The 11,788-nt window shown below is 68.6% G+C and carries 12 protein-coding genes and 2 pseudogenes; 8 read left to right on the forward strand and 6 right to left on the reverse strand.

The genetic code is table 11. The annotated features are described in order from the left end of the window. The 4 genes from ABZ646_RS27500 to ABZ646_RS27515 all read left to right on the forward strand — a co-directional run. Nucleotides 1–526: glucose-6-phosphate dehydrogenase assembly protein OpcA (locus ABZ646_RS27500; RefSeq protein ID WP_360524240.1), on the forward strand; the 526-nt coding region annotated here is incomplete at its 5' end. Next, the gene (gene pgl, locus ABZ646_RS27505) at nt 523–1,437 is read left to right on the forward strand and encodes a 6-phosphogluconolactonase (RefSeq protein WP_360524243.1); all 915 of its coding nucleotides are present in this window, start codon (nt 523–525) and stop codon (nt 1,435–1,437) included. The genes ABZ646_RS27500 and pgl, both read left to right, overlap by 4 nt. A gap of 75 nt (nt 1,438–1,512) precedes the next feature. Further along, on the forward strand, nt 1,513–2,262 hold the full coding sequence (locus ABZ646_RS27510) for an ISAs1 family transposase (protein WP_360524246.1): 750 nt from the start codon (nt 1,513–1,515) through the stop codon (nt 2,260–2,262). A gap of 70 nt (nt 2,263–2,332) precedes the next feature. Continuing rightward, a complete protein-coding gene (locus tag ABZ646_RS27515; RefSeq protein ID WP_360524249.1) occupies nt 2,333–3,193 on the forward strand; it encodes a DUF1963 domain-containing protein in 861 nt (286 codons plus the stop codon). A gap of 100 nt (nt 3,194–3,293) precedes the next feature. On the opposite strand, the gene ABZ646_RS27520 is transcribed toward ABZ646_RS27515, so the two are convergent. Then, complete coding sequence (locus ABZ646_RS27520; RefSeq protein ID WP_360524252.1) at nt 3,294–3,470, reverse strand: hypothetical protein; 177 nt, start codon at nt 3,468–3,470, stop codon at nt 3,294–3,296. 867 nt (nt 3,471–4,337) lie between these two features. Between ABZ646_RS27520 and ABZ646_RS27525 the strand changes: the two genes are divergently transcribed. Further along, on the forward strand, nt 4,338–5,024 hold the full coding sequence (locus tag ABZ646_RS27525) for a hypothetical protein (protein WP_360524255.1): 687 nt from the start codon (nt 4,338–4,340) through the stop codon (nt 5,022–5,024). A 141-nt stretch (nt 5,025–5,165) separates the two neighbouring features. Here the strand turns inward: ABZ646_RS27525 and ABZ646_RS27530 are convergent, their stop codons facing one another. From ABZ646_RS27530 to ABZ646_RS27540, 3 genes and pseudogenes are all read right to left on the reverse strand, one after another. After that, nucleotides 5,166–5,375, reverse strand: coding sequence for a hypothetical protein (locus ABZ646_RS27530; RefSeq protein ID WP_360524258.1), 210 nt, complete (start codon nt 5,373–5,375; stop codon nt 5,166–5,168). A gap of 115 nt (nt 5,376–5,490) precedes the next feature. Beyond that, nucleotides 5,491–7,746 (reverse strand): PIG-L family deacetylase, encoded by a 2,256-nt coding sequence (locus tag ABZ646_RS27535; protein ID WP_360524261.1) that lies wholly within the window; start codon nt 7,744–7,746, stop codon nt 5,491–5,493. A gap of 345 nt (nt 7,747–8,091) precedes the next feature. Continuing rightward, nucleotides 8,092–8,265 (reverse strand): annotated as a pseudogene (locus ABZ646_RS27540) (LysR family transcriptional regulator); the annotation flags it as partial. An 81-nt stretch (nt 8,266–8,346) separates the two neighbouring features. Between ABZ646_RS27540 and ABZ646_RS27545 the strand changes: the two are divergent. Beyond that, nucleotides 8,347–8,871 (forward strand): GNAT family N-acetyltransferase, encoded by a 525-nt coding sequence (locus tag ABZ646_RS27545; protein WP_360524264.1) that lies wholly within the window; start codon nt 8,347–8,349, stop codon nt 8,869–8,871. Between the two features lie 626 nt (nt 8,872–9,497). Here the strand turns inward: ABZ646_RS27545 and ABZ646_RS27550 are convergent. Then, nucleotides 9,498–9,845, reverse strand: a complete 348-nt coding sequence (locus ABZ646_RS27550; protein WP_360524267.1) for a hypothetical protein — start codon at nt 9,843–9,845, stop codon at nt 9,498–9,500. A 325-nt stretch (nt 9,846–10,170) separates the two neighbouring features. On the opposite strand from ABZ646_RS27550, the gene ABZ646_RS27555 reads away from it, so the two are divergent. Next, nucleotides 10,171–10,419, forward strand: a complete 249-nt coding sequence (locus ABZ646_RS27555; RefSeq protein ID WP_360524270.1) for a hypothetical protein — start codon at nt 10,171–10,173, stop codon at nt 10,417–10,419. A gap of 48 nt (nt 10,420–10,467) precedes the next feature. Beyond that, nucleotides 10,468–10,563 (forward strand): annotated as a pseudogene (locus tag ABZ646_RS27560) (SAM-dependent methyltransferase); the annotation flags it as partial. Between the two features lie 7 nt (nt 10,564–10,570). Here ABZ646_RS27560 and ABZ646_RS27565 read toward each other — a convergent pair. Further along, nucleotides 10,571–11,788, reverse strand: a 1,218-nt coding sequence (locus tag ABZ646_RS27565) for a glycosyltransferase family 39 protein (protein ID WP_360524273.1), incomplete at its 5' end; no start/stop codon positions are given.

The raw sequence follows: 11,788 nt of genomic DNA on the forward strand, positions 1-11,788 counted from the left end.
GTCCATGCTGGCGGCGGCCCTGGACCAGGTGGCCTGCGAGGTCAGGGCCGTCGAGGTGGAGGGCGAGGAGTTCAACCCGAGCTGCGAGCTGCTGGCGATGTGGCTCGCGGACCGCCTGGACGTCCCTGTCAAGCGGTCGCTCTCCTCGGGCCCCGGTCTGACGGCGGTCCGTATGCAGACCACCCAGGGCCCGATCGCGCTGGACCGCGCGAACGGCTCCCTCGCCACCCTGTCCATCGACGGCCAGCCGGACCGGGCGGTGGCGCTGAAGCGGCGGGAGACGGCCGAGCTGATCGCGGAGGAGCTGCGCCGGCTCGACCCGGACGACACCTACGCGTCGGCACTGCGGTTCGGCGTGGAACGGCTGAACGCGTCCGCGGCTGCGGCGCCGGAGGTCCCGGAGCCGTCGCCCAAAGGAGAACCGGTCACCGTCGCGGCGGCTCCCGACGCCGCTGCCGAGGCTCCCACGACAGAGGCGGCGCCGCAGCAACCGGCACCGCTGAAGAAGAGGGCGAAGGCGACATGAGCACTCCGCAGCTGGTCGTGCACCACGACAAGGAGCTGATGGCGCAGGCCGCGGCGGCCCGTCTGATCACGAAGATCGTGGACGCGCAGGCCTCCCGCGGCGAGGCGTCCGTGGTCCTCACGGGCGGCCGCAACGGCAACGGCCTGCTCGCGGCCCTGGCCGCGGCGCCCGCCCGGGACGCCGTCGACTGGAGCAGGCTCGACCTGTGGTGGGGCGACGAACGCTACCTGCCCGAGGGCGACCCGGAGCGCAACGTCGCCCAGGCCCGCGAGGCACTGCTCGACCAGGTCCCGGTGGACCCGAAGCGCGTGCACGCCATGCCCGCGTCGGACGGTCCCTGGGGTGCGGACGTGGACGCGGCGGCCGAGGCCTACGCGGCGGAGCTGGCCCAGGCCGCCGACCCCGAGAACCACGGCCCGGTCCCCACCTTCGACGTCCTGATGCTGGGCGTCGGCCCGGACACCCACGTGGCGTCGCTCTTCCCGGAGCTGCCCGCGGTCCGCGAGACGGAACGCACGGTGGTCGAAGCCTTTGATCATGAACAGGGGTTGCGTTCGCGTGTCATCCTCCCTGATCGGTGTCCTGCAGCACCACTGCGCGGACATCGACTCCGCATACCCGGAACCGGAACCGTCACAGCTCGCCTGCCTGGCGGACGTGTTGGGCCGGCTACCCGATCCGCGCCGGACCCGGGGCCGCCGCTACTGCCTGGGCTCCCTGTCGCGCTGTGCCTGGTCGCCGTCCTCCGCGGAGCCACGTCCCTGGCCGCCATCGCCCGCTTCGCCGCCGACACCGACTCCGAGCTGCGCGAACAACTCGGACTGACCTCCAGCACACCCAACGCCTCCACGCTGGGACGACTCCTCGCCCGCCTGGACGGCTATGCCTTAGACGACGCCGTGGGTGCCTAGCTCGCCCGCTACGTCGCCGACCCGGTCGACGGACCCGGCGACACCCTGGTCGGTCTGGCCGTCGACGGCAAGACCGTGTGCGGATCCCGCACCGACGGCCAAGCCGTCCACCTGCTCGCCGCCGCGCTCCACGCCTGCCATACCGTGATCGCCCAGCGCCAGGTCGCCGCGAAGAGCAACGAAATCCCCGCGTTCGCCCCGCTGCTGGACCGGATCGACTTGCGCGGCGTTGTCGTCACCGCCGATGCGATACACACCCAGCGCGCCCACGCCGAGCACGCCATCGCCGCCAGTGGCCACTACCTCTTGGTGGTCAAGGGGAACCAGAAGAAGCTGCGCAAGCAGCTGCGGGGCCTGCCCTGGCGTCAGATTCCGCTGCAGGCCCGCACCACCGGGTCCGGACACGGCCGCCGCGAGGTCCGCCGTTTGAAGGTCTGCACCGTCCGGCCAGGTCTGTTCTTCCCGCACGCGGTCCAGGCCATGGAGATCAAGCGCCGCTGCACTCACCGCAAGACCGGCAAGGTCGAGACGAAGACCGTCTACGCGATCACCAGCCTTCCGCCCGAGCAGGCCGGCGCGGCGCAACTCGCCGAACTCGTCCAGAATCACTGGTCGGTCGAGGCCCTGCACCACGTCAGAGACGTCACGTTCGGCGAGGACACCTCGCGAGTACGCACCGGCACCGCACCCCGCGCCATGGCCACCCTGCGCAACCTCGCCATCGGACTAATGCGCCAAGCAGGCTGGACCAACATCGCTGCCGCAGCCGATCACTATCGGTTACGCCCCCATCACGCTACCGCCATGCTCCGACTCACAGCCTGAGAACGCATCGCCCCTAGGTCCTGATGGCCGGGATGATCTGCGTCCGGCCGGGCTGCGCGACCCGTGTGCTGTGGACATTGAGCGCGTCTTCCCCGAACTCGTCGCGTTGCGAGGCACCGCCACGCGACTGCATCCGCGCGCGGGCGTACCGGGAGCGGAGGAGAGCTCGGTCGGTGGCCCGCCGCTCTGGCCGTCCGGCGAGCCGTGGCCCCGCTGCATTGAGACGCATTACGGGCCCGACGGCCTGGTCGCACCGCCCGAGGGGAGCCCGCTGGTTCCGGTCGTCCAGCTTTACCGGCGCGATGTGCCCGCTGTCGCCTTCCCTGACGGTACGGACCTGATGCAGGTGCTGTGGTGCCCATTCGAGCATGAGCAGTGTGAGCCCGCGCCGCGGGTGTACTGGCGGTCCTCGGTGGAGGTCGGGAGCCTCCTGGAGGCGAGACCGGTACCCGAGGGTGCGGAGCCGCGGCACGTCCCGCAGCCGTGCACGGTGCATCCGGAACAGGTCGTGGAGTACCCGAGCAGCGATCTGCCGCGCGACTTGTTCGACCTCCTGTTGGAGCGGTTCAACCGACTGGAGGCGGAGACCGGCTGGGATTACTGGAGCGAGCTGTCCGTGGCGGAGGGCATCAAGTGCGGCGGGTATCCGGGCTGGACCCAAGACCCGCAGTGGTCCGCCTGTCCCCAGTGCGACGGCCCGATGGAGCACCTGCTGACGATCGCCAGCTGGGAGTACTCCGGCAGCGCTTGGCGCGCCTGGCTGCCAGTGGAGGACCAGACAGTAGTGGACGGCCAGGCCACCTGTGGTGAGACCGGCAAGGCGGCGCAGGCAGCGCACGGGTTGATGCTCGGCGACGCCGGAGGGGTGTACATCTTCGAATGCCGCGCCTGTCCGGAATGCCCCACCGCTCGCCGCTTTGACTGCTCCTGATCCGCCGTTCGGCGGGCAACGTGCGGAAGCGGTTGGCGGCGGTGCGGCGGACACGTTTGGTACGGCAGTGTGCGGTGAGCAACGCGAACCCGGGCGCCTGTTAGGTGTGATCGGCCAGGAGGTGCTGGAGCCAGTCCATGGTGGTGTCGAGGTCGAGGGCGGTGAGGGCTCCGCCCTCGCGGTAGCGCCAGACCGACTCCCACTCCGCAGGGCGGTCCATCAGGACGCCTGGTCCGTTGGAGGACTTCGCTGACAACAGCCGCCTGTCGACGATCATGTAGGCCCTGACCTCAGGAGATGGAGGTGGGGCCTTTTGATAGATCTCGTGGCCGGAGCCGCCCTTGCGCCACCACGACCGTATCGTCAATGGTCAACTCGCCCCTCGGACACAACCACTGACGATACGGTGATGAGGGCCCCGACCTTACGGTCGCGGTCCTCTTTGCGTGTTCGTAACTGATGGTGATGCCGAGGGCTTCGTAGAGCGGGCCTTTCTTGTCGGCGTCGGCCGTGTGGATGCGGTGTGCTATGTCTCCAGGACTGTCAGTGATTTCTCGGATCTGCTGGGCGTCGAGTGGGGATTGCTTGTCCTGCTGTGCTGCGTTGATCCACTGGGTGACGACGGCTGGGTCCGCTCCGGCTTCGAGGGCTGCCTGGTAGCGGGCGAGTCGTCGCTCGCAGTCCCTGACCGTCTGGCGCGCCTGGGCCCGCTCGGGTGTGTGGTCTCTGCGGAGCTCGCTGCGGCGCTGGCGTGGGTGAGGGCGGTGAGGGTGGCAGTAAGCCGGTCGGGGGCGAAGGCCCGGGCGATCCACTGGTCCAGGGCCCGGCATACAACGTCTTCGCGTAGGTTGACGGTGCGCGGGTGGGTGAGGCCGGGGTAGAGGGTTTGTTCCCGGTCTTTGAATCGCAGCGGTAGTAGAGGGGCAGCGGCCCGGCTCGTCGGGCCCGGCCTGCGCTTTCCCGGCTCACTGTGCACTCCGGCACCGGAACCCCCTCTTCACCGTGCAATCAGACACTCCATGCGATGGGTTGCCGACCCTAGATTCGCGATGGACTCGCTCACCCGGCTGAGCGTGCATAGCAAGCTGTCGTGCGGACTGACAACGGCCCAACCGAGGGCGCCATCAAAGGGGGAAGCTCACTCATGCTCAAACTCGGGAAGTCCATGCATGCGAGGACCGGAAGAAAAAGCAACTTGTTCCGGATCAGGAAACTGCTGTCCAACCGCCTCGTAGGGCTGGCTGCGACAGTGACGGTGGTGCTCGCGATGCTGCTGGGCACTACCGGCACGGCGAACGCGGCGATCTACTGGGACAACCCCAGCATCCAGATGGTCAACCAGGCCGACCAGCAGTGCCTGGCAGGTGTATACGACTTCGGACCCTCGTACCCCGCTGGCGAGACGGTGCCTGGGTGTATGGCTAGGGGCACCAGTTGGATCCGGCTGGAGAGCGGGCAAGCAGACGCTAGTGGCCAGGCGAACGTCCAGATCATGACCGAGAGCGGCAGCGGAACGGTGTGCCTGGGAGCGGTCGCCGGCGAGGGCCCCTCTCAGATCCAGGGTTCGGCTGCAACGCGTTGGGAAACCTGTGAGTTTGACAGGAACAACTGGGATCAGATCTGGACCATGGCAACCGCAGCTCCGGTCCAGAACGTTGGAAATCCGGCGGTGTTGAAGCACTTCATCAACTTCTACAACGGCCGTTACAAAGTGTGTCTGGACGGCGGTATCGGTGTCTACGGCTTCCCCGGCGGCTGTTCCACCACCAACAACTGGCAGGTCTGGAAGATCTACACCAATCAGACCTCGGAACCCTGGCGAGGCTTCTAAGCAAAACCTGTATGACCTTGAGATGAGCGAAGCCCTCCCCGGAAGGTTCCGGGGAGGGCATCCTCATGCCGCCGTCCTACACCTGGCAGATGTCTCGCCTCGCTGCTGTGAGGTCCCCGAGAGGCCTGGCAACCGTGTCCGTCACTCGGCAGGGTGCGGTCCCATCCGGCGGGCCATCCGCGCGGTTTCCTCCGGGGTCACCAGCTGAACCTTGCTGCGGAACACGCCCTTGACCACGAAGAAGCACGAGAACTTGCCATGCGGGCCGATCTCCCGGCACTCGTACAGGCCGTTGCCAGGCAGCGGCCAACCGTAGGGCTGATCACGGCTCCGGCTGAGGAACGTGCGCACAAGAAAACTGCCCGCAACCGCAACCGCCTCGTGCCGCAGTCTGGCGGCGCCTGACCGCCTGCGACCGACGCGCGGCTGTGTGGCCGGACACGCCTGCCCGGACCGCGTGTGCGGCCTACCGTCCGGTCGCGGCCGACCAGGGCTCAAAGGCTGAGTCGGGTCCCCTCGCATCGGTGCCTGAGGCCTGTCGGGCGGTGTAGAGGCGCGCATCGGTACCGAGGGCCGCGACCACGGCACGCCCGTTCGCGTCCCGGGCCACCGCTGGTGCCGCCGTGTGCAGCACCTTCCCCGTCTGCCAGCGCCCCGGCCTTCTGTCGGCCGTGGCGACACGCACCATGCCTTCATCGTCGCGCCCGGCGAGCACCGTCCGCCGCCCCTGGGGACCGACAGCCGCGACGCTGACCCGACCATAGCCGCCGATCGGCTCGGCCTTCCCGATGACCTGCCAACCGCCATTCTGCCGCTTCCAGTTGGCGAGCAGCACTTGCGCGGTGATCGGCAACCGGTAGGCGATCCGTATGCCCCCGTCCGCCAGCGGCACCACGCTGACAGGCCCGGCGGGCTGCGGCAGACCGACCGCCGGGACCGGCCGTGGGAGTTCCCCGGGCTCCGTGGACACCCAGTGCAGTACGGACTTGGCGTTGGGAGCGACGAGGTGGATCAGCCCGGCGGAGTCGACACAGGCGTCCAGCCCGTCCACGACCTGCGGGTACTTCCTGGGCAGGCACTCCACCCGCCGCCAGTCCGTCCACTTCCCGCCGCGGACGCTGCTGCGGTGGCTCACACCGCCGTCCCAATTCCGTGCGAAGACGTGCACCACTCCGTCCTTGTCGGCGACCGCGGCCGGGTAGCCCATCTCCAGTGACTTGACCGGGGCGGAGTCCGGCGCGCCCAGCGACTCCCACGGGCCGAAGGCGGGCACACCCTCGTCGCCGGTATCGGACTGGATCGCAGTCATCAGCTCGCGACGGTGGGCATGCTTGCCGCTCGGCAGTACCGTACGGGCTGCGAAGAGCTGAATCCTTCCATCGTCGTGGCGCAAGGCGAAGAGCTGCCCTTCGAACATTTTCCCGCCCAGGCCGTGGGGGCCGCCGAACGTGCCGCTGCCCGGAGCAGTCTCTACCCAGCAGCGCGCCGTGCCGTCCAGGACCGCGAAGGCCGCCAACCGGTCGTCCTTGAGGGGCAGCAACCAGGAGTTCGAGCCGGGGGCGCGCTGGTAGGTGGAGCGGGTCCAGTTCTTGGAGACGCCGGTGAGGGCTGTGCCGCCGAGTTTGCGGTCACCGCAACCGGCCTTGTCGGCGCAGTCCTTGCGGTCCGCCCAACCGTAGACCGACAGCAGATCGCCTTTGCGCTGGGTGGTCTTGAGGTCGATGTTGTGGGGCAGGGCAGCATTCTCGTAGCCGAGGTAGCTTTCGACGGCCACGGGACGGCCGTGTTGGCGCCCCCAGTACCGGGCCAGCGCCGCCTGGGCAAAGTGGGCGGAGGCAGTGTGGTCCTGGTGGTCGTGGTAGTGAAAGCCGCGCAGCCGGAGGTCGCGGGAGTACAGCGGCGGCTTGTCAACCCTGTGGACGGCGTTGGGGTCCAGGGTGCGTACGACTGTGGGCCGGACCCGTTCCATGATCGCTGTCAGCGAGTCGATGAGCTGGTCCCGGGTGTACTCGTAGCGCTCTCGCACGGGAGTACGGGTCGGCGGGAGCGTGACGAGGGTGTCAGCCGCGCCCAGCCACAGCCCCCGCAGGGAGGTTTTCTTGGGCGCGAACAGGGAGCGGGCCTCGACCAGTTCCAGAAACACCAACTGGTTTTCCGGGGCCGCGCGCAGCGTCTGCACCTCCACCTGGAAGCCGGGAATGAGCGATACCGCGTCCACGTCCCACGGGCTTTCGGTGTCGCCCGTGGCCATGAGGGCATGGGCCCGACGCACGCCGTTCATCCGGGCCCGCACGTACTTCTCGCGGTCGTAAGGGACCTTGTCGGCGATGGGGTCGTGCAAAAGGACGTTGTGGCCGTCGGACTCGCCGCCGGTCAGGCAGACGGTGACCGAGGGCGCCCCGCTGCGTATGGACTGTTCCAAGTCCGGATTCATGAAGTACAGGTTGTCGTCGGGGTGCGCGATGATGTGAAGGAACGCCTGCTTCGCCCCGGCCGCAGCGGCCTGCTTCACCAACGTCGGCGCAGCCAACGTATTCGACGCGCCTCCGTCCGTTGCCGGCCAGGTGTACAGTCCGGCACCTGCCCCCATGATGAAGGTACCCGCACCGGCCGCCTTGAGCAGTTGCCGCCTGTCCAGATGGGTGAGCGAACGCACGGCCACTCCTCGATGGCGTCCGGCACCGCCCCAGATACGACAAACACTCACACCGGGATGAGCCACCCCACTAGATGTGCGAATCCCGGGCCTGGTTCCCCTTCTTCATTGCCAGGAGCGCCAGTAGAAGCTGTCCTCGTCATGGGCCGACAGCCGCGCCTGCCGATGGCGCGGGAGGTGAAGACGTTCGCCAGGCCGGTCTCGACCGTAACCGCCGCGGGATCCAACGCCGTCGCCGGATCCGCCGGCGGGCGGGAACAGCGTCAGCACACGACTTCGGGATCTGACACGAAGCCGCAGATCCTGGCGATCGCTCGCAGATTCTGCGAGCTACTGCGGAGATCCCACACGAACGAGTGACGAGTGCCCGACAGGGCCGTGGGCTGCTGACATGCCGCTTCGGTCCGCGTCTGTGAGGCGGACACTTCGAGAGGTCCGCCGGAACAGCTCAACACCGACAATCTTCTCAAGCTGCCTGATCTGCTGGGACAAAGCCGGCTGGGCGATGTTCAGCCGCTGGGCGGCACGGCCGAAGTGGAGTTCCTCGGCCACAGCCAGAAAGTACCGCAGGTGGCGGAGCTCGATACGCTGATCCATAGTTCCAGTTTATCGATACACGCGATCGCTTGTATTGGACATATGAGTTAGCAGGAGCGGAGGCTGCTCATGGGAAGCTGCACCGGAAAGGAAATCCGCCTCATGCCGCACACCTCTGCCCCGACCGTGGTCTCCTCGATCGCCTCACAGTGTGATGCCGACGCGTTCCGCGCGTTGAACGAGGAGTGGATCTCGCGCCTGTTCACCCTGCAGGAAGAGGACCGGGCGGTTCTCGGAGATCCGTTCGGCCGCATCGTGGGCCCAGGCGGCGACGTGCTCCTGGCGTGCGAGCCGGGCAGCGGCACCGTCGTCGGGTGCGTCGCACTTCTCGCCTACCCGGACGCCGTGTTCGAGCTCGCGAAGATGGCCGTGGCCCCCGCCGCGCAGGGACGCGGCGTCGGCCGCCAACTCATAGCCGCAGCGATCGACCGCGCCCAGGCACTCGGTGGGGCCCGGCTGTTCCTCGGCACGAACAGCGAACTGGCTCCCGCCATCCGCCTGTACGAGGAAGCCGGGTTTGTCAGGATCACCCGCGACCGTCTCCCGGTGGCCGACTATTACGCCCGCGCCGACATCCTCATGGAACTGAAGTGACGCACCGGCCATGCGCCCGGAAACTGCCTCACGCCGTGCCCGTCCTGATCGAGCGGACGACCCCAGTGGGCACCGTCCCGACGACCTGGCGCCACCGGCACACCCCTCCGGTCGACCACTGATCCACCCGCAAACCGCAACTTGGCTTGACTCTGTCGGGGATCTTGGAGCTGCCGAGTTGGGCGGTTCCAGCGGACTCCAGAGGAGCGGCTACGACTCTGCGCGAGGTCCCAGTCCCTACCCCCGCCCGCGCGCCTGCTCGCCACGCCCTTGGGCTGGCGGCGAGCATACCGGGCCCCTTGCCGGATGAGCTGCCGCGCCCGCAGACAGGCGAGTCCTGAGCAAGGGGCACGGCATGGGGCATTCGGTATGCCGGAATCGCGTGCACCAAATCGGGAGGTATGCCAACCGCGCCGATATACGGTTCGCTTCGACGGCCCGGTCTGACCGCCCGCTCGCTGACGGGCAGTTCGCCCCGCCTCCGGACGCGGACCGCAGCTGGCCCGAGGGCGTCGGCGTAACTCCTTCTTTTCTGCCTGGATCGCCGTCGGACGTTCTACCAGGCCGCCCGTCCCCGTTACTGTCGTGACAGTTCTCTGAGGCAAGCTTGGCGGCAGTAACGTCGATTAGGTGTTCTCCCCTCCCCACTCCGGCCTCGCCCCTCCCCACTCCGGCCTCGCCCCTCCCCGCTCCGGCCTCGCCCCTTCTTGCGCCGTCAGGACCGCCTGGCCGACTCGCACGCCGTCGCGGTACTCGTACCACTCGGAGGGGTGGGAGCCCACGACTTCGATGCGCGCGCTGTCCACGGTGTTGACAAGCGTGAGGTGCTCGGCGTAGTCGTGCGGCGCGCCCTCGAAGAACTCCACGTTGTAGGTGTCGTCTGTGTAGCGGACAATGAGCTTGGCTGGCAACCGCTCCGGATCGGGGCTCGCGGAGTCCATGTCGAATGCGCCTTCGTACCTCTTCTTCGCCATGACGGGACATCCTTTCAGCTTGACTGTGTCGGGGAGCTTTGAGTTTTCCGGTGCGGCAGCGTGATCAACGGGCATGCTCGGGGCTGTTCCGAAGGATCCTGTGATCGTCGAGGTGCTCGTTGTCGCTCCGTCCTCGTTCCGGTGAGCAAGTCCCGCCTCTGACCGCGCGGATCGCGCGGGCGAGCAACCCGGACGGTACGACGGCGATGTGGGTGAGAGACCGGCTGGACGGGCTGTGGTGCGACGAGGACTTCGCCGACTGGTACCCGCGTGACGGGTGCCCCGGCCTCTCGCCCGCCCAGTCGGCCACCGTCTGTGTGCTGCAATGCCCGCCACCGCCCTCACCGGCGTGGCCGACGGCGACCGGTACGACTTCACCTGGACCCCGAGTACCTCGGCCGACGTCGACCACCACGAACTGCGCGGTGGTCTGTGGCACGAGGCCACCCCGGACCGGAACGCATGGTTCCTGGAGTACACGGGCGTCGACGTCCCGGCCGACGGAACTCAGCTCTCGGCCGAGGAGTCTCCCCGCGTCCACATGCAGCCGCCGGTCTCGACCTCGACCGCATAAAGAGGCGTCTCCAAGCCACCTCACACCACAAGAGCAGGTGCTCCGGAGGTGGTCGCGGGCCTCGGCCTGGACGAGGCCCACTTCCCGGTGCCGCCCGGCATCACCCCGCTGGAGCATGACGAGTGTTGCGTCGCAGCCGGCCTTGGAAGCCTCAGGCGGCGACGCGGTCCCGGCTCTCGTAGTGCTTGATTCGCGGCCACAGCTGCTGCCAGTCATCGTGGAATCCGGTGCACAGCCACACCGGAACGTCGGAGTTGATGCCGAGGTAGCCGTCCGGGTTGTCGTCGAAGCGGGCTGCCTCACGCACCTCGGCGAACGCGGCGCGGAATTCGGCCGGGGGCCTGTCTCCGACCCACAGCACCGTGGTCACCTCGTCCGCGGGCGGCCCGAACGCGGAGTAGCCGCGGTCCGGGCTGCTGGCCTTCGGCAGGCCGCGCGATTCCCCGTACGCGTCCAGGGCACCTGCTTGACGGTAGGTGTCGGCGACCAGGGCCACCGGGCCCGGACCCGCCGACCGGTAAGCCGCGGCGACGGTGTCGACGAGTTCCGGCCAGCCGGTGCTGCCCCGGGTCAGGATGTTGACCTGCGCCCCGGTCGACACCGGGAGCACTGACAGCGACAGCGGCACGGCGATGAGCGTCGCCAGGATCAGCCCGGGGGCGCCGGCGACCACCCGCCACACGCGCCCGCGCAGGTCGATCGAACCCGCGGCGTAGACCATGGGCAACAGCCCGCCGGTGTACGTGTGCCGGCCGTCCGCGATCAGGAAGACCAGGACGACGCCGCCGACGGTGATGCCGAGGAAGCGGTGGGCCGGGATGCGCCACAGCCGCACGACGCCGCGGACCGCCAGGGCCACACCGACTGGGATTCCGGCGTAGAAGAGCACGAGCGGCAGGAAGCCGAGCCGCCCACCGGCGTCCCGCTGCGCCTCGGCCGCGATGACGCTCGTCATCTCGATCTGCGGCCAGCCGTGGCTCGCCTGCCAGAGCAGACCCGGCACGGCGCTGAGGATCGCCACGGCGCCACCGATCCACAGCAGCGGGCGGCGCAGGAGCTCCCGCGGGCCGGAGACGAGCACGGCGACGATCAGGACGGCCCACAGCGAGACGATCAGGTACTTGTTCTCCAGCGCCACTGCGGTGACCAGGGTGGCGACCAGCAGCAGCCGGTCCTGGCGCAGGCGGTTCCAGCGGGCGACCAGCCACAGCACCGTCGCCCACAGCGCCGAGTCGATCGCCGTCGTCGCCAGCGTGGCGCTCAGCGACAGCAGCAGGATCGACGTGGCCGTGGTCAGGGCCGCCACCGTCTGGGCACGGCGCTCACCGCCCAACACCCCGGCGGTGGGCGCGCTCACCACGACCCAGGC

It is taken from the genome of Streptomyces sp. NPDC007162, assembly GCF_040634175.1.
Lineage (GTDB): Bacteria > Actinomycetota > Actinomycetes > Streptomycetales > Streptomycetaceae > Streptomyces.

What these genes read in the sequence shown, in the direction of transcription:
- ABZ646_RS27545 (WP_360524264.1), top strand. Translation starts at nt 8,347, where the DNA reads ATGGGAAGCTGCACCGGAAAGGAAATCCGCCTCATGCCGCACACCTCT.
- ABZ646_RS27525 (WP_360524255.1), top strand. Translation starts at nt 4,338, where the DNA reads ATGCTCAAACTCGGGAAGTCCATGCATGCGAGGACCGGAAGAAAAAGC.
- pgl (WP_360524243.1), top strand. Translation starts at nt 523, where the DNA reads ATGAGCACTCCGCAGCTGGTCGTGCACCACGACAAGGAGCTGATGGCG.
- ABZ646_RS27520 (WP_360524252.1), bottom strand. Translation starts at nt 3,470, where the DNA reads ATGATCGTCGACAGGCGGCTGTTGTCAGCGAAGTCCTCCAACGGACCA.
- ABZ646_RS27555 (WP_360524270.1), top strand. Translation starts at nt 10,171, where the DNA reads ATGCCCGCCACCGCCCTCACCGGCGTGGCCGACGGCGACCGGTACGAC.
- ABZ646_RS27550 (WP_360524267.1), bottom strand. Translation starts at nt 9,845, where the DNA reads ATGGCGAAGAAGAGGTACGAAGGCGCATTCGACATGGACTCCGCGAGC.